23 protein-coding genes, 2 tRNA genes and 3 rRNA genes are annotated in these 24,860 nt (G+C 53.8%); 12 read left to right on the plus strand and 16 right to left on the minus strand.

Annotated features, from left to right (window positions below; all coding sequences use genetic code 11):
* Window positions 1–28: 28 nt before the first annotated feature.
* Complete coding sequence (rnhA, locus tag ACMYSN_RS10225; RefSeq protein WP_123755549.1) at window positions 29–496, plus strand: ribonuclease HI; 468 nt, start codon at window positions 29–31, stop codon at window positions 494–496.
* Here rnhA and ACMYSN_RS10230 read toward each other — a convergent pair.
* Complete coding sequence (locus ACMYSN_RS10230; protein WP_123755548.1) at window positions 493–1,215, minus strand: class I SAM-dependent methyltransferase; 723 nt, start codon at window positions 1,213–1,215, stop codon at window positions 493–495. The two genes, rnhA and ACMYSN_RS10230, sit on opposite strands and share 4 nt — an antisense overlap.
* Before the next feature lie 33 nt (window positions 1,216–1,248).
* Here ACMYSN_RS10230 and gloB point away from each other — a divergent pair, with 33 nt between their 5' ends.
* Complete coding sequence (gloB, locus tag ACMYSN_RS10235; protein ID WP_462497919.1) at window positions 1,249–2,004, plus strand: hydroxyacylglutathione hydrolase; 756 nt, start codon at window positions 1,249–1,251, stop codon at window positions 2,002–2,004.
* 72 nt (window positions 2,005–2,076) lie between these two features.
* Window positions 2,077–3,441 (plus strand): murein transglycosylase D, encoded by a 1,365-nt coding sequence (gene mltD, locus ACMYSN_RS10240; RefSeq protein ID WP_462497920.1) that lies wholly within the window; start codon window positions 2,077–2,079, stop codon window positions 3,439–3,441.
* Window positions 3,442–3,489: 48 nt separating this feature from the next.
* Here mltD and ACMYSN_RS10245 read toward each other — a convergent pair whose 3' ends face one another.
* The 3 genes from ACMYSN_RS10245 to ACMYSN_RS10255 all read right to left on the minus strand — a co-directional run bounded on the left by ACMYSN_RS10245 (window position 3,490) and on the right by ACMYSN_RS10255 (window position 6,433).
* Window positions 3,490–4,260, minus strand: a complete 771-nt coding sequence (locus ACMYSN_RS10245; RefSeq protein WP_462497921.1) for a class I SAM-dependent methyltransferase — start codon at window positions 4,258–4,260, stop codon at window positions 3,490–3,492.
* Window positions 4,261–4,344: 84 nt separating this feature from the next.
* A complete protein-coding gene (locus tag ACMYSN_RS10250; RefSeq protein ID WP_462498239.1) occupies window positions 4,345–5,142 on the minus strand; it encodes an endonuclease/exonuclease/phosphatase family protein in 798 nt (265 codons plus the stop codon).
* A gap of 103 nt (window positions 5,143–5,245) precedes the next feature.
* Window positions 5,246–6,433 carry an MFS transporter gene (locus ACMYSN_RS10255; RefSeq protein ID WP_462497922.1) on the minus strand — a complete coding sequence of 396 codons (1,188 nt, stop codon included), beginning with the start codon at window positions 6,431–6,433 and terminating at the stop codon, window positions 5,246–5,248.
* A 104-nt stretch (window positions 6,434–6,537) separates the two neighbouring features.
* Here ACMYSN_RS10255 and yafC point away from each other — a divergent pair, with 104 nt between their 5' ends.
* Complete coding sequence (gene yafC, locus ACMYSN_RS10260; RefSeq protein WP_462497923.1) at window positions 6,538–7,431, plus strand: DNA-binding transcriptional regulator YafC; 894 nt, start codon at window positions 6,538–6,540, stop codon at window positions 7,429–7,431.
* Window positions 7,432–7,477: 46 nt separating this feature from the next.
* On the opposite strand, the gene dkgB is transcribed toward yafC, so the two are convergent.
* From dkgB to gmhB, 7 genes are all read right to left on the minus strand, one after another.
* The gene (dkgB, locus tag ACMYSN_RS10265) at window positions 7,478–8,281 is read right to left on the minus strand and encodes a 2,5-didehydrogluconate reductase DkgB (RefSeq protein WP_462497924.1); all 804 of its coding nucleotides are present in this window, start codon (window positions 8,279–8,281) and stop codon (window positions 7,478–7,480) included.
* 475 nt (window positions 8,282–8,756) lie between these two features.
* Window positions 8,757–8,833: transfer RNA gene (locus ACMYSN_RS10270), tRNA-Asp, on the minus strand.
* 55 nt (window positions 8,834–8,888) lie between these two features.
* Window positions 8,889–9,004: ribosomal RNA gene (gene rrf, locus ACMYSN_RS10275) — 5S ribosomal RNA — on the minus strand.
* 93 nt (window positions 9,005–9,097) lie between these two features.
* Window positions 9,098–12,004, minus strand: a 23S ribosomal RNA gene (locus ACMYSN_RS10280).
* 218 nt (window positions 12,005–12,222) lie between these two features.
* Window positions 12,223–12,298: transfer RNA gene (locus ACMYSN_RS10285), tRNA-Glu, on the minus strand.
* A gap of 85 nt (window positions 12,299–12,383) precedes the next feature.
* Window positions 12,384–13,922 (minus strand): 16S ribosomal RNA (locus tag ACMYSN_RS10290).
* The 16S, 23S and 5S rRNA genes sit together here with 2 tRNA genes alongside, the layout of an rRNA operon.
* Before the next feature lie 358 nt (window positions 13,923–14,280).
* Window positions 14,281–14,847, minus strand: a complete 567-nt coding sequence (gmhB, locus tag ACMYSN_RS10295) for an HAD family hydrolase (protein ID WP_462497925.1) — start codon at window positions 14,845–14,847, stop codon at window positions 14,281–14,283.
* 189 nt (window positions 14,848–15,036) lie between these two features.
* Between gmhB and metN the strand changes: the two genes are divergently transcribed.
* From metN to proS, 6 genes are all read left to right on the plus strand, one after another.
* A complete protein-coding gene (gene metN, locus ACMYSN_RS10300; protein ID WP_123757390.1) occupies window positions 15,037–16,068 on the plus strand; it encodes a methionine ABC transporter ATP-binding protein MetN in 1,032 nt (343 codons plus the stop codon).
* Window positions 16,061–16,714 (plus strand): methionine ABC transporter permease MetI, encoded by a 654-nt coding sequence (locus tag ACMYSN_RS10305; RefSeq protein ID WP_041144154.1) that lies wholly within the window; start codon window positions 16,061–16,063, stop codon window positions 16,712–16,714. Before metN ends, ACMYSN_RS10305 begins: the two co-directional genes overlap by 8 nt.
* An 82-nt stretch (window positions 16,715–16,796) precedes the next feature.
* A complete protein-coding gene (gene metQ, locus ACMYSN_RS10310) occupies window positions 16,797–17,612 on the plus strand; it encodes a methionine ABC transporter substrate-binding lipoprotein MetQ (RefSeq protein WP_123757391.1) in 816 nt (271 codons plus the stop codon).
* Window positions 17,613–17,720: 108 nt separating this feature from the next.
* Window positions 17,721–18,128 carry an Rcs stress response system protein RcsF gene (rcsF, locus tag ACMYSN_RS10315; protein WP_123757392.1) on the plus strand — a complete coding sequence of 136 codons (408 nt, stop codon included), beginning with the start codon at window positions 17,721–17,723 and terminating at the stop codon, window positions 18,126–18,128.
* Window positions 18,125–18,832 carry a tRNA (N6-threonylcarbamoyladenosine(37)-N6)-methyltransferase gene (gene tsaA, locus ACMYSN_RS10320; protein ID WP_462497926.1) on the plus strand — a complete coding sequence of 236 codons (708 nt, stop codon included), beginning with the start codon at window positions 18,125–18,127 and terminating at the stop codon, window positions 18,830–18,832. Before rcsF ends, tsaA begins: the two co-directional genes overlap by 4 nt.
* A 110-nt stretch (window positions 18,833–18,942) precedes the next feature.
* Window positions 18,943–20,661, plus strand: a complete 1,719-nt coding sequence (proS, locus tag ACMYSN_RS10325) for a proline--tRNA ligase (protein ID WP_462497927.1) — start codon at window positions 18,943–18,945, stop codon at window positions 20,659–20,661.
* Window positions 20,662–20,741: 80 nt separating this feature from the next.
* Here the strand turns inward: proS and nlpE are convergent, their stop codons facing one another.
* From nlpE to ACMYSN_RS10340, 3 genes are read right to left on the minus strand one after another with little or no spacing between them, the layout of a single operon-like run.
* A complete protein-coding gene (gene nlpE / locus ACMYSN_RS10330) occupies window positions 20,742–21,440 on the minus strand; it encodes a copper resistance protein NlpE (RefSeq protein WP_462497928.1) in 699 nt (232 codons plus the stop codon).
* A 42-nt stretch (window positions 21,441–21,482) separates the two neighbouring features.
* Window positions 21,483–21,896 carry an alternative ribosome rescue aminoacyl-tRNA hydrolase ArfB gene (arfB, locus tag ACMYSN_RS10335; protein WP_174509195.1) on the minus strand — a complete coding sequence of 138 codons (414 nt, stop codon included), beginning with the start codon at window positions 21,894–21,896 and terminating at the stop codon, window positions 21,483–21,485.
* Window positions 21,893–22,438: a YaeQ family protein gene (locus ACMYSN_RS10340; RefSeq protein ID WP_123757694.1), complete on the minus strand. Its 546-nt coding sequence runs from the start codon at window positions 22,436–22,438 to the stop codon at window positions 21,893–21,895. Before ACMYSN_RS10340 ends, arfB begins: the two co-directional genes overlap by 4 nt.
* A gap of 196 nt (window positions 22,439–22,634) precedes the next feature.
* On the opposite strand from ACMYSN_RS10340, the gene ACMYSN_RS10345 reads away from it, so the two are divergent.
* Both ACMYSN_RS10345 and rof read left to right on the plus strand, forming a co-directional pair.
* Window positions 22,635–22,835 carry a YaeP family protein gene (locus tag ACMYSN_RS10345; RefSeq protein WP_123757397.1) on the plus strand — a complete coding sequence of 67 codons (201 nt, stop codon included), beginning with the start codon at window positions 22,635–22,637 and terminating at the stop codon, window positions 22,833–22,835.
* Window positions 22,822–23,082, plus strand: a complete 261-nt coding sequence (gene rof / locus ACMYSN_RS10350; RefSeq protein ID WP_123757398.1) for a Rho-binding antiterminator — start codon at window positions 22,822–22,824, stop codon at window positions 23,080–23,082. The genes ACMYSN_RS10345 and rof overlap by 14 nt, the downstream gene beginning before the upstream one ends.
* A 15-nt stretch (window positions 23,083–23,097) precedes the next feature.
* Here the strand turns inward: rof and tilS are convergent, their stop codons facing one another.
* Window positions 23,098–24,399, minus strand: coding sequence for an adenine nucleotide alpha hydrolase family protein (gene tilS / locus ACMYSN_RS10355; protein WP_462498240.1), 1,302 nt, complete (start codon window positions 24,397–24,399; stop codon window positions 23,098–23,100).
* 69 nt (window positions 24,400–24,468) lie between these two features.
* Window positions 24,469–24,858, minus strand: a complete 390-nt coding sequence (locus ACMYSN_RS10360) for a VOC family protein (RefSeq protein WP_462497929.1) — start codon at window positions 24,856–24,858, stop codon at window positions 24,469–24,471.
* Window positions 24,859–24,860 lie beyond the last annotated feature (2 nt).

The raw sequence follows: 24,860 nt of genomic DNA on the forward strand, positions 1-24,860 counted from the left end.
GATATCAATTACAGGAAGTCTACCAGAGATGCTTAAACAGGTAGAAATTTTCACCGATGGTTCATGCCTGGGAAATCCAGGACCTGGCGGTTATGGTGCGATTTTACGCTATCGCGGCAAGGAAAAAATTTTTAGTCAGGGCTATCACCTCACCACCAATAACCGGATGGAGATGATGGCGGCGATTGTCGCGCTCGAAGCGCTGAAAGAGCAGTGCGAAGTCATCCTCAGTACCGACAGCCAGTACGTGCGCCAGGGAATTACCCAGTGGATCCATAACTGGAAAAAACGCGGCTGGAAAACCGCCGACAAAAAACCGGTCAAGAATGTCGATCTGTGGAAACGCCTGGATACCGCGCTCGGCCAGCATCAAATCCGCTGGGAATGGGTCAAAGGCCACGCCGGACACCCGGAAAATGAGCGCTGTGATGAGCTGGCGCGGGCAGCCGCATCCAGCCCAACCCAGAGCGATGTTGGCTACCAGCCGGAGAGCTAATTCTGCCCGTTACGCCACTGCCGCGTGGCGCCGACCGTCTGGCGCAGTTGGGTTTTTGCCTTCCCTGATTTCATCGGGTTTAAGGTCAACGGGATGGTACGTTTACGGGCAATAATGAGCTGCAAACAGCCAAGCGCCGGCAGGTGCGCGCTGAGCAGCTTGCCGCCGTGCCGGGACCAGGGCAGAACCTGATAGCGACCATAGTGCAGCACTTCAAAATTCAGCAACGCCAGCCAGTCCAGCTGGCGGGTTAGCGTGAACATCCTGCTGTTATAAGGCGTGGCTTTACGTAATACCGGCATCACCTTGCGCAACCCCATCAGGCTCACGGGGTTAAAACCGGTCAAAATCATCCAGCCATCATCAATCAGCACCCGGTCAGCTTCGCGCAACAGTCGGTGCGGATCGTTGCACCACGGCAGCGTGTGCGCCAGCAGGCAGGCATCCACCGACTTTTCAGCAAAGGGCAGATGGAGCGGATCGGCCTGCACCTGCATCGGGTTACCCTGCAGGGAGACATTAACCTGATGAGAGATCGCGCAGGATTCCGTGTTGATTTCAGCGCTCAGATTGCCAATCTTAAGTAAATGAAAGCCATATAATTTAGCCAGCCACGGTTTCATCTGCCGTTCCAGCGATTCGCGATAGTACTCGCCCCAGGGCATACTCGACCAATGCTCTGGCGCTGTGACAGTCTGAGGTATCCTTGCCGGCTTCATCGCCACCTTCCGCTTCGCTTTGAGAGGTAATTAATGAATCTTATCAGCATTCCCGCATTTCAGGACAACTACATCTGGGTTCTTAGTGAGGATAGCGGCCGTTGCCTGATCGTCGACCCCGGCGACGCGGTACCGGTGCTGGCCGCCATCGCGGAAAATAACTGGCAGCCGGAAGCCATTTTGCTGACCCACCACCATCACGATCATGTTGGCGGCGTCAAACAGCTGCGCGATGCCTTCCCAGGGATAGTGGTTTACGGACCGGCAGAAACCCTGGATAAAGGAACAACCCGGCTGGTGAATGATGGCGATCGGCTGACTATCCTGGGCCACGAATTTTCTATTTTTTCCACGCCAGGTCACACTTTAGGACACGTCTGTTTCTACAGTGAACCTTATCTGTTTTGTGGCGACACTTTGTTTTCAGGCGGTTGCGGCAGGCTCTTTGAAGGAACGCCAGAGCAAATGTATCAATCACTTACGATAATAAACTCACTTCCAGAAGAGACACTGATTTGTTGCGCGCATGAGTATACTTTAGCAAACATGAAGTTTGCATTGAGTGTCCTGCCACATGATGTGGACATAAATGATTACTATCATAAAGTTAATGAGTTACGTGCAAAAAAACAAAAAACACTCCCCGTTACTCTGAAAAATGAGCGACGTATAAATGTATTTTTACGTACAGATGATGATGATTTAATTAAAGAAATTTCAAAAGAAACAAATTTGCAACACTCTGTACAGAGATTTGCATGGTTAAGGTCAAAGAAAGATAACTTCTGATATTTAACGCTTGTCATTCGTAGCCTTCGCCGTTATTCTTGCTCGTCTTTTAAGCAACTATTGACCACACACATGAAGGCACGAGCGATATTACTCGCCTCTGTCCTGCTTGTAGGTTGCCAGGCCAATCGGGATGGTAACGTACAACAGCACGCACAGAGCCTTTCTGCGGCTAGTCAAGGGGAAGCAGGTAAGTTCACAAGTCAAGCGCGCTGGTTAGATGATGGAACCTTCTACGCGCAAGACCAGGATCTGTGGACTTCGATAGGCGACGAGCTAAAGATGGGAATTCCGGAAAATCCCCGGATTCGCGAACAGAAACAGAAGTATTTACGTAATAAGAGCTATCTCCACGATGTAACTTTACGGGCAGAGCCGTATATGTACTGGATAGCCGGGCAAGTTAAGAAACGTAACATGCCAATGGAACTGGTATTACTACCCATAGTGGAGAGCGCTTTTGACCCGCACGCAACGTCTGGCGCCAATGCCGCAGGCATCTGGCAGATCATTCCGAGCACCGGGCGCAATTATGGTTTGAAACAGACCCGCAGCTATGATGCGCGTCGTGATGTTGTCGCTTCTACTACGGCGGCACTGAACATGATGCAGCGTCTGAACAAGATGTTCGATGGTGACTGGCTATTAACCGTCGCGGCGTACAACAGCGGTGAAGGTCGGGTTCTGAAAGCAATGAAGTCGAACCGTTCGCGTGGTAAACCCACCGATTTCTGGTCGCTTCCATTGCCGCGAGAAACCAAGGTGTACGTACCAAAAATGCTGGCTTTGAGCGATATTCTCAAAAACAGCAAGCGTTATGGCGTGAAGCTGCCGACGGCAGACGAAAGCCGTGCGTTGGCACGTGTTCGCCTCGACAGTCCGGTTGATATTAGCCAGCTGGCAGATATGGCGGGTATGCCTGTCGGTAAGCTGAAAACGTTCAACGCGGGTGTCAAAGGTTCAACGCTGGGCGCAAGCGGGCCAAAGTACGTTATGGTGCCGCAGAAGCACGCCGAACAGCTGCGTGAATCTCTGGCATCAGGTGATATTGCCGCCGTACAGCCCACAGAGCTTGCGGACAACACGTCGTTGACCAGTCGGAGCTATAAAGTCCGTTCAGGCGATACCATGTCCGGGATTGCATCTCGTCTTGGTGTCTCGACGAAAGATCTGCAGCAGTGGAACAACCTACGCGGTTCTGGGCTGAAAGTTGGTCAGAATCTGGTGGTTGGCGCGGGCAGCAGTGCTGAACGTCTTGCCAGCAACAGCGATAGCATCACCTATCGCGTACGCAAAGGTGATTCGTTGTCGAGCATTGCAAAACGTCACGGCGTGAATACACGCGATCTGATGCGCTGGAATAACGGCACTGACGATCTGAAGCCTGGCGATCAGCTGACGCTGTTTGTGAAAAACAGCAACCGGCCTGATTCCTGATACGGCTGATTGAAAAAAAAGGCACCGGATCCCGGTGCCTTTTTTGTTTTATACCGCTTTATGCGCCTCAAACATGATCGTATCGCTGGTAAATGAGCCATCTTCCTGCAACTCGAAATAGGCTTTTACCTCTGCGGACGCACTCTCCTGATATAAACGAATCGCGTCCACCAGCGGCACCGGCGTGCGCATACGCGCCACCCATGACGTGAACTCCAGCGGCAAACGGTCGGTCAGCAGGTGATTGGTCACCAACCCGGCATCATTGGTCAGCGCCAGCCACTCCCCGCTGGAATAGTTACGCACGTGAGAGGTATCGCGCAGCGCTTCAACGGTTTGCAGCCACACGTCACGCACCGGATGGCCAGGCGACATGACGTCCATCATAATCACCACCCCGCCAGGCTTCAGGACGCGTTTTACCTCGCGCAGCGCCTGACCAACGTCATGCCAGTGGTGCGCAGAATAACGGCTTATCACCACCTCAAAGCTGGCATCCGCAAACGGCAGCGCTTCGGCATAGCCTTGCTGCGTCACGACATTCGACAACCCTTTATCCTGAGCGGCCTGGGTGACCACCTCCAGCATCTGGCTGGATAAATCATACGCCGTGACTTTGGCTACCTGTCCCGCGGCGGCAAAGCTGGCATGCCCGGCACCACATCCCATATCCAGCACATGGGCGTGGGGGAAATCAGCCAGCCGTTCGGCCAGGCGTTGCAGATCGCGTCCGGATGCATGGACGGCGCTGGTCAGGTACGCACTGGCCTGTGAACCAAACTGCTGTTCGACGTTGTCATGATGAGAGCGTGTTGTCATGGTGTTGTCCTTCGGTTGTTTGAATAATAAAGGCGGACGACTGGTGGTGCAGGTCCGCCCCATGGCAGACCTGACGTACCTCTATTAATCAGGTTTGCCGGGACTGAATTCGACTAGTAGTGGGTTGTGGTCTGAGGCACGGGTCACCAGCACGGAAGCATCGTGCACGCTTAACCCACGGTAGAACACAAAATCGAGCGGACGACCAAACGCGCGGCGGCGCTGATCGTCAGGGAAACGGACTTCGCGCAGTGACATTTCGCGCGCAAAGCGATAGAGCGCGTTCATTCGCGGACGGCTCCAGGCATTAAAATCACCGGCCATAATTACCGGTCCACTGTGGTGGGCAATCTGATCGCCAATGGGCAGCAGCTGCTTGCTGTAGACATCGACGCCCAGGCTGAAGTTAACCGCGTGAATATTGACGACCATCAGCAAACGCATGTCCGGCAGCGGATAAACGGTGACTAACGCAGATTTCGCCAGACGCAGAATCGGCTCGCGCTCGCGCAAAGGGCAGCAATAAACCGGATGAGCCGAAGCCAGCGTCATCACGCCGGAGGGATGCTGCGGCAGGACCAAAGCAGGTACCTGATCGGCAGCCAGATAATTCGTCGTGGCGAACCGCACCATTTCAGGGGTGGTTTGCGCTTCCTGTAACAGCACCAGATGAGCGTCTTTGCCGAAGTTATTAAGAACGGACTTCCACTCTGCGCGCTGCTGCTTGAAGATATTCCACACCAGCACGCGGATTTTTTCATCGGTGCTTAACGGCACGCCGCCAGGGAATGCCGGAGTCACGCCAGCGAACGACCCCGGAGGCAAAATTCTCTCCGCGGGCTGTCCGGCGACGTAGCGCATGGCATAAGTATTCTTTCGCAATTTAGGCATCAAACCTCAATAACAGGGAACCAGCCTGACTGCGGCTGGCTCTTCTGTTATAGGGACTTTCGCGGGCACTTTCAATGCAATTCGCGAGAAACCTTTACTCTTCGACCGTCGCAACCTTTACCGGCTGGGACTTATCCAGGCGCCCACTCAGGGCAACCAGCAGCAGCGCAGCAAGTACTATCACCGCACCAATCCACGGAGTCTCGGCCAGGCCATAACGTTCGACGGTTTGCCCACCAATGAGCGAGCCTAAGGCGATGCCGATGTTAAACGCCGCAATATTAAGGCCGGAGGCAACGTCAACCGCCGCTGGGGTATATTGCTCCGCTTTCTGCACTACATACACCTGCAGCCCCGGCACATTGCCGAAAGCAAAAATGCCCATCACCAGCACCGTTGCCAACGCCGCGTACTGAATGCTGGCGGTAAACTGAAATACCAGCAGCAGAACCACCAGCGCGGCAAAGATAAGCTTCAGCGCCGCCACGGCCCCATGTTTATCGGCCAGTTTACCGCCCCAGACGTTACCAATCGCCACAGAGATACCGTAGCCGAGCAGAATCCAGCTCACCGTCGACGGGCTAAATCCAGCCAGTTCCTGCATCATCGGGGCGAGGAAAGTAAACGCCGTGAAGACGCCACCATACCCCAATGCCGTAATGGCATAGATCATCAGCAAACGCGGTTGGGTCAGGACTTTAAGCTGATCGCGCAGGCTTGCGCTGGCGCGGGCAGGGATGGTATTCGGCACCAGAATAAGGCTGCTCACCAGCGCAATAAGGCCGAGGATCGAGACCGCCAGGAAGGTTTCTCGCCAGCCAAAATGCTGGCCGATAAAGGTCCCGACCGGCACCCCGGTAACCAGCGCGACGGTTAAGCCGCCAAACATAATGGCGATGGCCGATGCGGCTTTCTCTTTCGGCACCAGGCTAGTGGCGATCGTGGAGCCAATGGAGAAGAATACGCCATGCGCCAGGCCGGTCAACAGACGGGCAAAGACCAGTGTTTCATAACCAGGCGCTTGCCAGGCCAGCAGATTACCGGCGGTAAACAACACCATCAGCGCCAGCAGCAGTTGCTTGCGCGGCATACGCCCGGTCAGTGCGGTCAGCACCGGGGCACCAATCGCCACACCCAGGGCGTAAATAGAAACCAGCAGGCCGGCAGAAGGCAGCGAGATCGCCAGTTGTTGTGCAATGGTGGGAACCAGGCCCACAATCACAAATTCGGTGGTGCCAATAGCAAAGGCACCGATAGTTAAAGCAAGTAGCGCCAGTGGCATAATTCACTCCGTATCATCAGGATTAAGATGACACGCAGTATGCGACGATGTTTAAATAACAAAAACCATCAAAATCTCAATAGATTTTTGTCACAGGTGCAACAATGCGAGCCACATCAGAAGAGATCGCCATCTTTATCGCCGTCGTTGAAAGCGGCAGCTTTAGCCGGGCGGCAGAGCAGCTGGGTCACGCCAATTCCGCCGTCAGCCGGGCGGTCAAAAAGTTGGAATCGAAACTTGGCGTCAGCCTGCTAAACCGGACGACTCGCCAGCTTAGCCTCACCGAGGAAGGAGAGCGCTACTTCCGCCGCATGCAGGTGGTTCTGCAAGAAATGGCGGCAGCAGAGAACGAGCTTCTGGAGACCAGAACAACGCCGAGAGGCTTGTTGCGTGTCGATGCCGCCACGCCAGTCATGCTGCATTTTCTGATGCCCCTGATTAAGCCTTTTCGTGAGCGCTACCCGGAGATAACGCTGGCTCTGGTGTCGTCGGAAACCTTCATTAACCTGATTGAGCGTAAAGTTGACGTGGCGATCCGCGCCGGTACCTTGACGGACTCCAGCCTTAGGGCGCGTCCGCTGTTTAGCAGCTACCGGAAAATTATCGCCTCGCCGGACTATCTCGCGCGTCACGGCAGCCCACAGCAGGTTGCTGACCTGAAGGATCATCAGTGTCTGGGCTTCACCGATCCTGTATCGCTGAATACCTGGCCCGTATCCTGCTGCGACGGTCAGCTGCTGGAAGTCAACTGTGACATCGCATCAAACAGCGGGGAAACCATTAAGCAGCTATGCCTGGCGGGAAATGGCATTGCCTGCCTGTCGGACTATATGGTGAACGCGGAAATTGCGAGCGGGGAGTTTGTTGAACTGCTGGCGGAGCATCGGCTACCGGTGGAAATGCCTTTCAGCGCGGTCTATTACAGTGACAGAGCCGTCAGCACGCGCATCAGAGCCTTTATCGACTTTCTGAGCGAGCATGCAAAACAGCTCCCGTAGGAGCTGTAATCACGTTGCATTCAGTGGTTGTGCGCGGTCTTAACGATCAGTCCCACACGGGCGCAAGGCTTTCCGGGCTCACCAGCCGATCGTTGCACTCCAGCCCCGCGATCGCCTGACGATCGTCCTCATCCAGATGCAGATCCTGCGCGAGCAGATTACTGGCCAGATTTTCACGCTTCGTCGATGAAGGTATAACGGCGTAGCCCTCCCCCATTGCCCAGGAGAGAATGACCTGTGCCGGGGTCGCATTGTGTTTGGCTGCAATCGCGTTAATCATCTCATCTTGCAGCGCATGACCATATGCCAGCGTCATGTACGACGTGACATGAATGCCGTGTGCTGCTGCCCACTCCACCACTTTGCGGTTTTGCAGATACGGGGAGAGTTCTATCTGATTGGTCGCGATATGTTCCGCGCCAACGGCCGCTATCGCGCGCTCCATCAGCGGGATCGTAAAGTTGGAGATACCGATCTGGCGAGTCAGGCCAAGCGTTTTCGCTTCCAGCAGGGCTGGCATAAACTCTTCGACGGCCACCGCATCATTCGGTGACGGCCAGTGGATCAGGGTCAGATCGACATAATCGGTCCGCAGCTTTTGCAGGCTCTCTCTAAGGCTGGCAATAAGCTGATCTTTGCCGAGGTTTTCAATCCAGATTTTGGTGGTGATAAACAGCTCACCGCGGGCAACACCACTTTCTTCAATAGCCTGACCGACAGCCGCTTCATTTTCATAAATCTGCGCCGTATCGATCGCACGATATCCCAGTTCCAGAGCCGTTTTAACCGACGCAATAACAACCTCATCTTTAAGACGGAAGGTTCCAAGACCCAATGCAGGGATAGTCATAAATGTCCTCGTTTTTTCTATATGCAGGCGAATTGAGGCCATTATGTTCAGGATAATGTCGCAGAAAAAGATCGTTAAAAGCAGAAGTTTTTTGCAAATACAGCAAAAGTCAGGTGATTTTAGAAACAACGAACCCGGGAAAATATACCAGCTATAAATAATTGATTAGATGAATTAGATGAATTAGATGAATTAGATGACCATAAATAATCCATCAGATTGAAAATAAACAATATTTTACACACCAAATTTTATCTAAAAAAAACATCTAAACCTGATTAAAGGCAAGGATAAATAAAATGAAGCTGAAAACATCTCTGTTTAAACACCTGATCGCCTTTTTCCTGTTTATTGGGCTTCTGGTTATCTTCCCGTCGTTGATCCTGTTTTTACCTGAAGCACTGATGTAAGCGGGGGGCGAATTTCAGACGAAAAAAAGCCGTATCGCTTTACAGCGATACGGCTTCTAAATAAGTGGCGGAACGGACGGGACTCGAACCCGCGACCCCCTGCGTGACAGGCAGGTATTCTAACCGACTGAACTACCGCTCCACCGAATTTCTTTACAACAACCGGTTTATTGCCCCGGTTTCACTGCTAATTTGATGCCTGGCAGTTCCCTACTCTCACATGGGGAGACCCCACACTACCATCGGCGCTACGGCGTTTCACTTCTGAGTTCGGCATGGGGTCAGGTGGGACCACCGCGCTATTGCCGCCAGGCAAATTCTGTTACCAGGATGCTAAAAAGCACCCCAGTTAATCTGTATCAGGCTGAAAATCTTCTCTCGTCCACCAAAACAGCTTTGGCGTTGTAAGGTTAAGCCTCACGGTTCATTAGTATCGGTTAGCTCAACGTATCGCTACGCTTACACACCCGACCTATCAACGTCGTAGTCTTCAACGTTCCTTCAGGACTCTCAAGGAGTCAGGGAGAACTCATCTCGGGGCAAGTTTCGTGCTTAGATGCTTTCAGCACTTATCTTTTCCGCATTTAGCTACCGGGCAATGCCATTGGCATGACAACCCGAACACCAGTGATGCGTCCACTCCGGTCCTCTCGTACTAGGAGCAGCCCCCCTCAATTCTCCAGCGCCCACGGCAGATAGGGACCGAACTGTCTCACGACGTTCTAAACCCAGCTCGCGTACCACTTTAAACGGCGAACAGCCGTACCCTTGGGACCTACTTCAGCCCCAGGATGTGATGAGCCGACATCGAGGTGCCAAACACCGCCGTCGATATGAACTCTTGGGCGGTATCAGCCTGTTATCCCCGGAGTACCTTTTATCCGTTGAGCGATGGCCCTTCCATTCAGAACCACCGGATCACTATGACCTGCTTTCGCACCTGCTCGCGCCGTCACGCTCGCAGTCAAGCTAGCTTATGCCATTGCACTAACCTCCTGATGTCCGACCAGGATTAGCTAACCTTCGTGCTCCTCCGTTACTCTTTGGGAGGAGACCGCCCCAGTCAAACTACCCACCAGACACTGTCCGCAACCCGGATCACGGGTCTACGTTAGAACATCAAACATTAAAGGGTGGTATTTCAAGGTTGGCTCCATGCAGACTGGCGTCCACACTTCAAAGCCTCCCACCTATCCTACACATCAAGGCTCAATGTTCAGTGTCAAGCTATAGTAAAGGTTCACGGGGTCTTTCCGTCTTGCCGCGGGTACACTGCATCTTCACAGCGAGTTCAATTTCACTGAGTCTCGGGTGGAGACAGCCTGGCCATCATTACGCCATTCGTGCAGGTCGGAACTTACCCGACAAGGAATTTCGCTACCTTAGGACCGTTATAGTTACGGCCGCCGTTTACCGGGGCTTCGATCAAGAGCTTCTCCTTACGGATAACCCCATCAATTAACCTTCCGGCACCGGGCAGGCGTCACACCGTATACGTCCACTTTCGTGTTTGCACAGTGCTGTGTTTTTAATAAACAGTTGCAGCCAGCTGGTATCTTCGACTGATTTCAGCTCCACGAGCAAGTCGCTTCACTTACCATCAGCGTGCCTTCTCCCGAAGTTACGGCACCATTTTGCCTAGTTCCTTCACCCGAGTTCTCTCAAGCGCCTTGGTATTCTCTACCTGACCACCTGTGTCGGTTTGGGGTACGATTTGATGTTACCTGATGCTTAGAGGCTTTTCCTGGAAGCAGGGCATTTGTTACTTCAGCACCGTAGTGCCTCGTCATCACACCTCAGCGTTAACAAGAGTCCGGATTTACCTAAACTCTCCGCCTACATGCTTAAACCGGGACAACCGTCGCCCGGCTAACATAGCCTTCTCCGTCCCCCCTTCGCAGTAACACCGAGTACAGGAATATTAACCTGTTTCCCATCGACTACGCCTTTCGGCCTCGCCTTAGGGGTCGACTCACCCTGCCCCGATTAACGTTGGACAGGAACCCTTGGTCTTCCGGCGAGCGGGCTTTTCACCCGCTTTATCGTTACTTATGTCAGCATTCGCACTTCTGATACCTCCAGCAACCCTCACAGGCCACCTTCAACGGCTTACAGAACGCTCCCCTACCCAACAACACATAGTGTCGCTGCCGCAGCTTCGGTGCATGGTTTAGCCCCGTTACATCTTCCGCGCAGGCCGACTCGACCAGTGAGCTATTACGCTTTCTTTAAATGATGGCTGCTTCTAAGCCAACATCCTGGCTGTCTGTGCCTTCCCACATCGTTTCCCACTTAACCATGACTTTGGGACCTTAGCTGGCGGTCTGGGTTGTTTCCCTCTTCACGACGGACGTTAGCACCCGCCGTGTGTCTCCCGTGATAACATTCTTCGGTATTCGTAGTTTGCATCGGGTTGGTAAGTCGGGATGACCCCCTAGCCGAAACAGTGCTCTACCCCCGAAGATGAATTCACGAGGCGCTACCTAAATAGCTTTCGGGGAGAACCAGCTATCTCCCGGTTTGATTGGCCTTTCACCCCCAGCCACAAGTCATCCGCTAATTTTTCAACATTAGTCGGTTCGGTCCTCCAGTTAGTGTTACCCAACCTTCAACCTGCCCATGGCTAGATCACCGGGTTTCGGGTCTATACCCTGCAACTTAACGCCCAGTTAAGACTCGGTTTCCCTGCGGCTCCCCTATACGGTTAACCTTGCTACAGAATATAAGTCGCTGACCCATTATACAAAAGGTACGCAGTCACCTGACAAATCAGGCTCCCACTGCTTGTACGTACACGGTTTCAGGTTCTTTTTCACTCCCCTCGCCGGGGTTCTTTTCGCCTTTCCCTCACGGTACTGGTTCACTATCGGTCAGTCAGGAGTATTTAGCCTTGGAGGATGGTCCCCCCATATTCAGACAGGATACCACGTGTCCCGCCCTACTCTTCGAGTTCACAACGTGTGCATTTTAGTGTACGGGGCTATCACCCTGTACCGCCGGACTTTCCAGACCGTTCCACTAACACACGCGCTGATTCAGACTCTGGGCTCCTCCCCGTTCGCTCGCCGCTACTGGGGGAATCTCGGTTGATTTCTTTTCCTCGGGGTACTTAGATGTTTCAGTTCCCCCGGTTCGCTTCGTTAAGCTATGTATTCACTTAACGATAGTGTGACGGATCACACTGGGTTTCCCCATTCGGAAATCGCCGGTTATAACGGTTCATATCACCTTACCGACGCTTATCGCAGATTAGCACGTCCTTCATCGCCTCTGACTGCCAGGGCATCCACCGTGTACGCTTAGTCGCTTAACCTCACAACCCGAAGCTGTTTCGTAAAACAGTCCGTATTGCGAAAATTTGAGAGACTCGAACACACCGCTTTTCCTTTCTTATTACGGAGAAAGGAAACAGTGTGTCGTTTCAATTTTCAGCTTGATCCAGATTTTTAAAGAGCAAATATCTCAAACGTGATTCCGGAGAACCAGTTTTGAGATATTGAGGTCGGCGACTTTCACTCACAAACCAGCAAGTGGCGTCCCCTAGGGGATTCGAACCCCTGTTACCGCCGTGAAAGGGCGGTGTCCTGGGCCTCTAGACGAAGGGGACACTGAAGTCTCAATCGCAAGACGCCTTGCTATTTACTTTTCATCAGACAATCTGTGTGGACACTACAAAGGCAGGTTCTTTCAGGTAAGGAGGTGATCCAACCGCAGGTTCCCCTACGGTTACCTTGTTACGACTTCACCCCAGTCATGAATCACAAAGTGGTAAGCGCCCTCCCGAAGGTTAAGCTACCTACTTCTTTTGCAACCCACTCCCATGGTGTGACGGGCGGTGTGTACAAGGCCCGGGAACGTATTCACCGTAGCATTCTGATCTACGATTACTAGCGATTCCGACTTCATGGAGTCGAGTTGCAGACTCCAATCCGGACTACGACATACTTTATGAGGTCCGCTTGCTCTCGCGAGGTCGCTTCTCTTTGTATATGCCATTGTAGCACGTGTGTAGCCCTACTCGTAAGGGCCATGATGACTTGACGTCATCCCCACCTTCCTCCAGTTTATCACTGGCAGTCTCCTTTGAGTTCCCGACCGAATCGCTGGCAACAAAGGATAAGGGTTGCGCTCGTTGCGGGACTTAACCCAACATTTCACAACACGAGCTGACGACAGCCATGCAGCACCTGTCTCACGGTTCCCGAAGGCACTAAAGCATCTCTGCTAAATTCCGTGGATGTCAAGAGTAGGTAAGGTTCTTCGCGTTGCATCGAATTAAACCACATGCTCCACCGCTTGTGCGGGCCCCCGTCAATTCATTTGAGTTTTAACCTTGCGGCCGTACTCCCCAGGCGGTCGACTTAACGCGTTAGCTCCGGAAGCCACTCCTCAAGGGAACAACCTCCAAGTCGACATCGTTTACAGCGTGGACTACCAGGGTATCTAATCCTGTTTGCTCCCCACGCTTTCGCACCTGAGCGTCAGTCTTTGTCCAGGGGGCCGCCTTCGCCACCGGTATTCCTCCAGATCTCTACGCATTTCACCGCTACACCTGGAATTCTACCCCCTCTACAAGACTCAAGCCTGCCAGTTTCAAATGCAGTTCCCAGGTTGAGCCCGGGGATTTCACATCTGACTTAACAGACCGCCTGCGTGCGCTTTACGCCCAGTAATTCCGATTAACGCTTGCACCCTCCGTATTACCGCGGCTGCTGGCACGGAGTTAGCCGGTGCTTCTTCTGCGAGTAACGTCAATCACTAAGGTTATTAACCTTAATGCCTTCCTCCTCGCTGAAAGTACTTTACAACCCGAAGGCCTTCTTCATACACGCGGCATGGCTGCATCAGGCTTGCGCCCATTGTGCAATATTCCCCACTGCTGCCTCCCGTAGGAGTCTGGACCGTGTCTCAGTTCCAGTGTGGCTGGTCATCCTCTCAGACCAGCTAGGGATCGTCGCCTAGGTGAGCCATTACCCCACCTACTAGCTAATCCCATCTGGGCACATCTGATGGCATGAGGCCCGAAGGTCCCCCACTTTGGTCTTGCGACGTTATGCGGTATTAGCTACCGTTTCCAGTAGTTATCCCCCTCCATCAGGCAGTTTCCCAGACATTACTCACCCGTCCGCCGCTCGTCACCCGAGAGCAAGCTCTCTGTGCTACCGCTCGACTTGCATGTGTTAGGCCTGCCGCCAGCGTTCAATCTGAGCCATGATCAAACTCTTCAATTTAAGTTTGATGCTCGTGAATTAAACTTCGTAATGAATTACGTATGTTCACTCAGAGACTTGGTATTCATTTTTCGTCCGAGGACGTTAAGAATCCATGTCACTTTGAGTGCCCACACAGATTGTCTGATAAATTGTTAAAGAGCAGTGCGACGGCGCTTAGCGCTCTGTCGCGAGGTGGCGTATATTACGCTTTCCTCTTTCAGAGTCAACCTCATTTTTCAGAAGTTTTTCTCTTTCAACCCGGCGGCTTGTTTGCCGTTGTTCCGTGTCGATGGAGGCGCATTATAGGGAGCCAGCCGGGAATGACAAGCGGAAAAATGCATTTTTATTTCAACCGCTCATCTTTTATACGTAACGCTTATTTTTGCTGCTTTTTGATAGCTTCAGGCAGGTCTGCCAGGCTATTCAGTACCCAATCAGCGGCATTTTCCGCTTCTGGCGTGACGGGCTTGCCGGTACGAACCAGCACTTTAGTCCCTATAGAAGCAGCAACTGCTGCCTGCATATCTTCAATTTTATCGCCAACCATATAAGAAGCGGCCATATCGATATGAAGGTAGTCACGCGCAGAGACGAACATCCCCGGGTGCGGCTTACGGCAATCACAGGTCTGGCGATACTCTTCCACCGTCCCCTGCGGGTGATGCGGACAATAATAGATACCGTCCAGGTCAACACCACGATCGGCCAGTGACCAGTCCATCCATTCCGTCAGCGTTTCAAACTGCGCTTCCGTAAACTTTCCGCGCGCGATGCCGGATTGATTGGTGACCACCACCAGGGCGAACCCCATCTCCTTTAATTGACGCATCGCATCAATGACGCCATCGATAAACTCAAAGTTGTCGATTTCGTGGACATAGCCATGATCGACATTAATTGTGCCGTCACGGTCGAGAAAAATTGCGGGTACTGACTTTGCCACCGTAATGCTCCTGATAAAGGCTAGTCTGATTAGTATCGCATGTTTCGCTATGCAAGAAAGTGCTCATTATTCAGCAGCCGGATTGATTTAGACGTCTGGATGCCTTAACATCCATTTCATTGACAGGCATCGCCTGGACACGGCAGAAGAAAATGCCACGGCACACGGCTAAACGATAATAAATAACTGATGATTAAACTTTCGAATATCACCAAAGTGTTCCAGCAAGGGAATCGCACCATACAGGCGCTGAACGATGTCAGCCTGCATGTCCCTGCCGGACAAATTTATGGCGTTATCGGCGCATCTGGTGCTGGTAAAAGTACGCTCATTCGCTGCGTTAACCTGCTTGAACGCCCGACAGAAGGTAGTGTTCAGGTTGGCGGCCAGGAACTGACTGCGCTTTCTGAAAAAGAACTGACCCGCGCACGTCGCCAGATTGGCATGATTTTCCAGCACTTTAACCTGCTGGCTTCCCGTACCGTTTTTGGCAACGTCGCGCTGCCGCTGGAGCTGGACAACACCCCGCAGGCAGAGATTAAACGCCGCGTGACCGAACTGTTGGATCTCGTCGGCCTTGCCGATAAACATGACAGCTACCCGGCCAACCTCTCTGGCGGGCAGAAACAACGTGTCGCGATTGCACGCGCCCTGGCAAGCAACCCGAAGGTGCTGCTGTGTGACGAAGCCACCAGCGCTCTGGATCCGGCAACCACACGTTCCATCCTTGAACTGTTGAAAGATATCAACCGTCGTCTTGGCCTGACGATTCTGCTGATCACCCACGAGATGGACGTCGTCAAACGCATCTGCGATTGCGTCGCGGTCATCAGCAACGGTCAGCTGATCGAGCAGGATACGGTGAGTGAGGTCTTCTCTCATCCGAAGACCCCGCTGGCACAGCAGTTTATTCAGTCCACGCTGCATCTGGACATTCCGGACGATTATCAGGCCCGCCTGAAGCCAACCGCGCAACCGGATAGCGTACCGATGCTGCGCATGGAGTTTACCGGCCATTCTGTTGATGCCCCGTTGCTCTCTGAAACCGCCCGTCGCTTTAATGTGAATAACAACATTATTAGCGCGCAGATGGATTACGCCGGCGGCGTGAAGTTCGGCATTATGCTGACCGAGATGCACGGCACGCAGGAAGATACCCAGGCCGCTATCGCCTGGTTGCAGGAACACCATGTAAAAGTAGAGGTACTAGGCTATGTCTGAGGCAATGATTTGGCTGCTGTTGCGCGGCGTATGGGAAACGCTGGCCATGACGTTTGTCTCCGGCTTCTTCGGTTTTGTCCTCGGCCTGCCTGTCGGCGTGCTGCTGTACGTGACCCGTCCAGGACAGATTGCTGCCAACGCGAAGCTTTACCGGACGCTCTCCGCGCTGGTTAACATCTTCCGTTCTATTCCTTTCATTATCTTGCTGGTGTGGATGATTCCATTCACCCGCGTGATTGTCGGTACCTCCATCGGCCTGCAGGCGGCGATTGTTCCGCTGACGGTTGGCGCCGCGCCGTTTATCGCCCGTATGGTGGAAAACGCGCTGCTGGAAATTCCGACCGGGTTGATTGAAGCTTCCCGCGCAATGGGCGCAACACCGATGCAGATCGTCCGCAAGGTGCTGCTGCCAGAAGCGCTGCCGGGGCTGGTGAACGCCGCCACCATCACCCTGATTACCCTGGTAGGTTATTCCGCCATGGGCGGTGCGGTGGGTGCCGGTGGTCTTGGGCAGATTGGCTATCAGTACGGCTACATCGGCTACAACGCAACGGTAATGAATACGGTACTGGTATTACTGGTTATTCTGGTTTATTTAATCCAATTCTCTGGCGATCGTATCGTCCGGGCTGTGACTCACAAATAACACACAACACACCATCATTCGGGCCGTCTCCGGGCGGTCTGATGACTTGTGTACACAAAGACTCTTACAGAAAGGAAATAACATGGCCTTTAATTTCAAAACCTTTGCGGCGGTCGGCGCGTTAATCGGTTCTCTGGCTCTGGTGGGTTGTGGTCAGGACGAGAAAGACCCGAACCATATTAAAGTCGGCGTCATTGTGGGTGCAGAGCAGCAGGTTGCTGAAGTTGCCCAGAAAGTGGCGAAAGAGAAATACGGTCTCGACGTAGAGCTGGTGACCTTTAACGATTACGTTCTGCCGAACGAAGCGCTGAGCAAAGGCGACATCGACGTCAACGCCTTCCAGCATAAACCGTACCTCGATCAGCAAATTAAAGACCGTGGCTACAAGCTGGTTGCCGTCGGTAACTCCTTTGTCTACCCGATCGCCGGTTACTCTAAGAAAATCAAATCTCTGGACGAACTGCAGCCGGGCTCCCAGATTGCGATTCCTAACGACCCGACCAACCTCGGCCGCTCCCTGCTGCTGCTGCAGCAAGTGGGCCTGATCAAACTGAAAGAAGGCGTTGGCTTGCTGCCGACCTCTCTGGATATCGTTGAAAACCCGAAAAACCTGAAGATTGTTGAGCTGGAAGCGCCACAGCTGCCGCGCTCTCTGGATGATGCGCAGATCTCTCTGGCGGTGATCAACACCACCTACGCCAGCCAGATCGGCCTGACTCCGGCGAAAGATGGTATCTTCGTTGAAGATAAAGACTCCCCGTACGTGAATCTGATTGTTGCTCGCGAAGACAACAAAGATGCCGAAAATGTGAAGAAATTTGTTCAGGCATACCAGAGCGATGAAGTTTACGAAGCGGCGAACAAAATCTTTAACGGCGGTGCTGTGAAAGGCTGGTAATCTTTTTTCACCGTAATATCATTCAGGACGGGCTTTATGCCCGTCTTGTCATTTATGCAAGCGCCTGATTCAATAGCGCCCTGTTTGATTATTTTTTGAGGAATTCCTATGCGTGCTTTACCGGTCTGTTTGTTAGCGCTCATGTTAAGCGGCTGTTCAATGCTAAGCAGATCTCCCGTCGAACCTGTACAAAGCACCGCAACGGCACCCGCTAAAACGGAAACGGCAAAACCGAAAGCACCGCGTCCGGCGCCGGTAAGAATCTATACCGATGCATCCGCACTGGTCGGCAAGCCTTTCCGCGATCTGGGTGAAGTGACTGGCGAATCATGCCAGGCAAGCAACCAGGATTCGCCGCCAAATATCCCGACCGCCCGCAAGCGTCTGCAAATTAACGCCGCTAAAATGAAAGCTAACGCGGTCCTTCTGCACAGCTGTGAAGTCACCAGCGGTACACCGGGATGCTATCGTCAGGCCGTTTGTCTGGGTTCCGCGCTTAACGTTTCGGCACAATGAGTGCTTTCCAGTTCGCGCAGATAGGCGTGATTCGTTCGCCCTATAAAGAAAAGTTTGCCGTGCCGCGCCAGCCAGGCCTGGTCAAAAATGGTGGTGGCGAACTGCATTTGCTGCCGCCCTATAATCAGGCGGACGCCGTACGCGGTCTGGAAGACTTTAGCCATCTGTGGGTGCTGTTTGTCTTCCATCAAACAATGGAAGGTGGCTGGCGCCCTACCGTGCGCCCTCCCCGTCTCGGCGGGAATGCGCGGATGGGCGTGTTTGCCACGCGCTCAACGTTCCGCCCGAATCCCATCGGGATGTCGCTGGTCGAACTCAAAGGCATCCGCTGCCAGAAAGAGCAGGTCATCCTGCAGCTCGGGAGCCTGGACCTGGTGGATGGCACCCCGGTGGTGGATATCAAACCCTATCTGCCGTTTGCCGAAGCGCTGCCGGATGCCAGCGCCAGCTATGCCCAGCAGGCACCGCTGGCGGAAATGACAGTAAGCTTTACGCCTGAACTGGACACGCAGCTTTTCGCACTGGAAAAGCGCTATCCACACCTGAAAGCGTTTATCTGTGAGGTGCTGGCGCAGGATCCGCGTCCTGCCTATCGTAAAGAGGAAGAAGCAGGAAAAACCTATGCCGTCTGGCTGCTTGATTTCAACGTCCGCTGGCGTGTTATCCCGTCAGGTTTTGAAGTCTTTGCCCTTGAACCACGGTAATTTTATTTTCCTCTCTTTTGGCATCTTTGCCACACTGGTAAACTAAACCACTTTTTTGTTTCAGGCTGGTCCCCAGCCTGTTCCGATCGTCCAAATGGAACCGTAACAACATGCGTACTAGCCAATACCTGCTCTCCACTCAAAAGGAGACACCTGCCGACGCCGAAGTCATCAGCCATCAGTTGATGCTGCGCGCCGGGATGATCCGTAAGCTGGCCTCCGGGTTGTACACCTGGCTGCCGACCGGCGTGCGCGTCCTGAAAAAAGTCGAAAACATCGTGCGTGAAGAGATGAACAACGCCGGTGCAATCGAGGTGTTAATGCCGGTAGTTCAGCCCTCTGAACTGTGGCAAGAGAGTGGTCGTTGGGAACAGTACGGCCCGGAACTGCTGCGTATTGCTGACCGGGGCGACCGTCCGTTTGTCCTTGGTCCGACGCATGAAGAAGTGATCACTGACCTGATCCGTAACGAGCTGAACTCGTACAAGCAGCTGCCGCTGAACTTCTTCCAGATTCAGACCAAGTTCCGTGACGAAGTCCGCCCACGTTTCGGCGTGATGCGTTCCCGTGAATTCCTGATGAAAGATGCTTACTCTTTCCATACCTCTCAGGAATCTCTGCAGGAAACCTACGACGCGATGTACGCCGCATACAGCAAAATCTTCAGCCGTATGGGCCTGGATTTCCGCGCGGTACAGGCTGACACCGGTTCTATCGGCGGTAGCGCATCTCACGAATTCCAGGTGCTGGCACAGAGCGGCGAAGATGACGTGATCTTCTCCGACAGCTCTGATTTCGCCGCTAACATCGAGTTCGCAGAAGCTGTCGCGCCAAAAGCGCCGCGCGCCGCTGCCACCCAGGAGATGACCCTGGTCGATACGCCGAATGCGAAAACCATCGCCGAGCTGGTTGAACAGTTCAATCTGCCGATTGAAAAAACCGTCAAAACGCTGCTGGTTAAAGCAGTTGAAGGCGGCAGCTACCCGCTGGTTGCGCTGCTGGTTCGCGGTGACCACGAGCTAAACGAAGTCAAAGCTGAAAAACTGCCGCAGGTTGCCAGCCCGCTGACCTTCGCTACCGAAGAAGAGATCCGCGCCATCGTTAAAGCCGGCCCTGGTTCTCTGGGTCCGGTGAATATGCCGATTCCCGTGGTTATCGACCGTACCGTTGCCGTCATGAGCGATTTCGCTGCCGGCGCCAATATCGATGGTAAACACTACTTTGGCATCAACTGGGATCGCGATGTCGCCACGCCGGAAGTCGCAGACATCCGTAACGTCGTCGCAGGCGATCCGAGCCCGGATGGTCAGGGCACGCTGCTGATTAAACGCGGTATCGAAGTCGGTCACATCTTCCAACTGGGGACCAAGTACTCCCAGGCCATGAACGCCTCCGTACAGGGCGAAGATGGCCGTAACCAGGTCCTGACCATGGGTTGCTACGGTATTGGGGTGACGCGTGTTGTTGCGGCAGCCATTGAGCAGAACTTTGACGATCGCGGTATCATCTGGCCTGACGCTATTGCACCGTTCCAGGTTGCGATCCTGCCGATGAACATGCACAAGTCTTACCGTGTGCAGGAGCTGGCTGAGAAACTGTATGCCGAACTGCGCGCGCAGGGCATTGAAGTGCTGATGGACGACCGTAAAGAGCGTCCGGGCGTCATGTTTGCTGATATGGAGCTGATTGGTATTCCGCATACCATCGTGCTCGGCGATCGTAACCTCGACAACGACGATATCGAATATAAATATCGCCGTAATGGCGAGAAGCAGCTGATTAAAACCGGTGACATCGTGGACTATCTGGTTCGCGCCATCAAAGGCTAATCCCGCTGATGAATGTAAAAGGCCCCGCAGATGCGGGGCCTTTTTTATATCCGTGGTACCGGTATTACAGCCATGGCCGGTTACTGATTACAGTCTTTACCCGGGATAAATTTAATATCTTTATCCGCCTTCAGGGTTTTCACCATTTCTCCGCTGTCAGGATTGGCTTCCAGGGTAAAGTGCCCGTCCACCACCAGCAATACCGGACGCGTTTGTGTGCCGCGAGCCGCCGCATAATCACGTTCCAGCTGCGCATTGTTCGCCACCGAGATCCGTTTCCCGGTAGCACAGTCAGTGAAGGTCGCCGCATCCGCCATATAGAAATACATGCCGCGCATCGTCATCGGTGTGGTCGGCAGGCTGGCTTTGACTGATGTCAGGGTATAGTTCAGCGTCGACTCAATCGGATTGCCTTCACGATCGAGCATATCCAGCGAGTCTCCCTTCGCACGGTAATAGGATTTCTCGCCTTTGCTGTCGGTCAGTACCAGCTTATCCGCAGTCCGCGCCCAGGTGCCGTATGAGGCAAATGATGACGGCTCACGGCTGACCCCTTGATAGCGTTCGTTCATCACCCAGCTACCATCTTTTTCCAGGAACAACGTGGTTTCGATGCCTTCACAATCAGCGCAGGGCAAAACACCGCGCCAGCTTTGCTGCATCGGCTTCAGCTCTTCCATCGGTGCGGGCTGCAGCATCTCGACATCCGAACGATGGTTACAGCCAAATAGCGCAAAGAGTGAACAGGCTGCGGCCACTGAGAGTACGATTTTCTTCACTGTTAATTCCTTATAATCCATTCCACCGGTTCGCCATAGCGCTTACTGACGAACTTTCCCACGCAGTGCTTTGACTGAGGATTTTTGCGCCTTCGAGGCAAGGCGTCGCTCTTTTGACGCCCGGGTCGGCCGGGTCTCACGGCGGCTTTTTTGCACTACGGTTAATTCTTTAATTAACGCAACCAGGCGAGACAGTGCCGCTTCGCGATTCATTTCCTGACTGCGGTATTCCTGAGCCTTAATAATAACCACACCGTCGGCAGAAATTAAGTGGTGACTGGCGGCCAGCAGGCGCTCTTTATAATACTCAGGCAGGCTTGAAGCTTTAATGTCAAACCGCAGATGGATGGCGGTTGACGCCTTATTGACGTGCTGACCGCCCGCGCCCTGCGCGCGGATCCCCGACAGGGTCACCTCTTCGTCGGGAATAGCAACGCTGCGGCTAATCGTAATCATGCTGGCGGTTGCCACGCCGTTAAATTAATTTCCAGATTATTCTTAGCGTCCGATAACCAGATACTGCCGTCCTGGATCGTGGCCTGTAATACCATCGAACGATCGGCAAATGCGCTGAGCTGGGCCAGTTGGGCATCATCCAGATACCATACCGTCAGCTTACTGAACTGCGCCATTTTGCTCTTATTTTGCTGCCACCAGATTTCCGCCGCCCGGCTATTGTAGGTAAACAACACCACTTCCTGCGAACGCGAACAGGCTTTTTTAATCCGCCGCTCATCCGGTAAACCAAGTTCAATCCACAGGTCAACGCCGAGATGATCGTTGAGCAACCATAGCTCCGCCTCATCATCAGACGACAAACCGCGGGTAAACTGCAGACGCTCGTCGGCGTATTTGATCCACGCCAGCAGGCGTAACATCATGCGCTCCTGGGTTTCCGACGGATGCTGTGCCAGCGTCAGGCTGGCATCCAGAAACTGGTTGCGATCCAGATCGGCGACGTTCACCGTTGCCTTATAAATTGTCGCTTTCAGCGCCATGAATAAACTCCCGAAAAAAATGGCGTACATTGTAGCGAAACTAATGACAAAAGGCTGCCGACAATCCGCGGTCCCCTTTTCATCCTGCTGATATTGCTTAAATGACTATGGTATAGTCACCTTGCTAAACAGAGTGTATCTTCGTAGGCTTAAACTTGCATCCCACGGTTGAGTCAGCATACTGACAGGAGGGAATGTGGAGCAATATTGTGAGTTAATACGCAAGCGATATGCGGAAATAGCCAGCGGAGACCTGGGGTATATCCCGAATGCGCTGGGTTGCGTGTTGAAAGTATTGAATGAAATTGCGGCGGATGAGGCCCTTTCGGAGTCAGTCAGGGAAAAGGCCGCGTATGCGGCAGCAAACTTACTGGTGAGCGATTATGTCAATGAATGATACTTATCAACCCATCAACTGTGATGATTATGACAATCTCGAGCTTGCCTGCCAGCACCATCTGGTGCTTGTTCTGACGCTCAAAGACGGCGAGCAGCTGCAGGCTAAGGCCACCGATCTTATCTCGCGCAAAAATATCGAGTATCTGGTGGTGGAGCTGAGCGGGAATGCTCGTGAGCTACGTCTGGATAAAATCGCCAGCTTCAGCCACCCGGAAATCGGTACCGTGGTGGTGAGTGAGTCCTGAATAAAAACGGGTGGCTCAGCCGCCCGTTTTCCTCCACATCAGTTGCATCCCCTCGCCTTCCCCCACTTCCCCTTCACGGGTGACAAACAATGCGTCTGCCGCAGCAATCAGCGTATCGCCGTAAAACAGCAGCGGCGTGGTATCGCGACGCCAGGGGGCAACACCCAACTCCTGCCAGATTTTCTTCAGCTTGCGGCCACCGTGACGACCAACAATATGCAGATGGCCGCTGGCACGAAAGCGCACCGTCACCACCTCTTCCGGACGTGGCCTACGCAATGGTCCGCCGCCTGGCAATGCCAGTTCGCCCATGCCTTCCGGCAGCGCTAATGGCTGACGGTAATCGGGCCACGGCACGATGAGATCGGCCTGACCCGGCAGGTATCTCACCCACCACAGACGCTGTTGATAGCGGCGCACGCAAAAGTCCCCAAGCCGCAGGCAGGGAAACGCATCTTCGCGCGCCAGGGCCACTTCACGCCAGATACGCTCCGGAACCTCGCGGGAGGGCATCGGCGCGTGCTGTCCTGCCAGCCAACGCCGCAGCAGCGCCGCGCGCCGTGGCGCGCTCATGGCGGCCAGAGGGTCGATAGCCAGCGAGCCGTCAGCGGCCACCAGCCTGGCCAGATCTTCGGCCAGCAGTTCATCCAGCAGCTGTTCCTGCTCGCCGCACAGCCCGGCGCTGCGGGCAACCGCCTCGCTAAAGTGAGGCCAACGGGCGTTTAGCTGCGGGACCACCCGCAGACGAAGAAAGTTACGATCGTAGACATCGTCCTGATTGCTCTCATCCTCAATCCACTGGAGCTGATGGCTTAGCGCCCACTGCAGCAGCGCCTCGCGGCGGCTGTTCAGCAGCGGACGCAGCAGCCGGGTATCGGCAAATTCAGAGGATGCCGCCATCGCTGCCAGCCCGGTCGGACCGCTGCCTCGTTTGAGCGCCAGCAGGAAGGTTTCACACTGGTCGTCGAGATGCTGAGCCGTAACCAGCACCTCGCCCGGCAGCAACGCCGCCCGGAAAGCCTGATAACGCGCCTGTCGGGCATGCGCCTCCACGCCGAGTCCCTCATCCGCCAGAGTCACACGCTCAACCAGCAGCGGCACTTGCCACTGCTGGCAAACCTGCTGGCAGTGCGCCACCCAGCTATCGGCATTGGCGCTCAGGCCATGGTGGATATGGATAGCCCGCAACTGCAGCGTCGGGTCCCGCTCACGCCAGCAGACCAACTGATGTAAAAGTACCGTCGAATCCAGGCCGCCGCTGAAGGCGACTAAAAACTGGCGGTACGGTTGAAGGCGTTGCGCAATATCGGGCGTCATCATCATGATAGTGCTGGCTGGGGAGAGATAGTCCGGCACGTTACCGGGCAGGACTATCTCTGACAAGGGTTACTGTTGATAAATCTCGAGCGGCAGGCCGTCGGGATCGCTAAAAAAGGTAAAGCGCTTGCCGGTAAAGGGATCGATACGCACCGCTTCACAGGCCACGCCGTGTGCCTCCAGATGGACAACCGCCGCATCGATGTCATCCACGCTAAACGCCAGATGACGCAGGCCACAGGCTTCCGGGCGGCTGGGTCGGGCCGGCGGGAACGGGAAAGAGAACAGCTCAATCACATATTCGCCGTTCAACGCCAGATCGCCCTTCCAGGAATCACGCGCTTCGCGGTAGAACTCGCTCTGCAACGTAAAACCCAGGATGTCGCAGTAGAAGGCTTTGCTCTGCGCATAGTTGGTGGCGATGATGGCAATATGGTGAACCCGTTTTAAACCCAGCATGT

This window comes from Klebsiella sp. R445 (assembly GCF_051131755.1).
GTDB classification, from domain to species: Bacteria; Pseudomonadota; Gammaproteobacteria; order Enterobacterales; family Enterobacteriaceae; genus Klebsiella; species Klebsiella lignicola.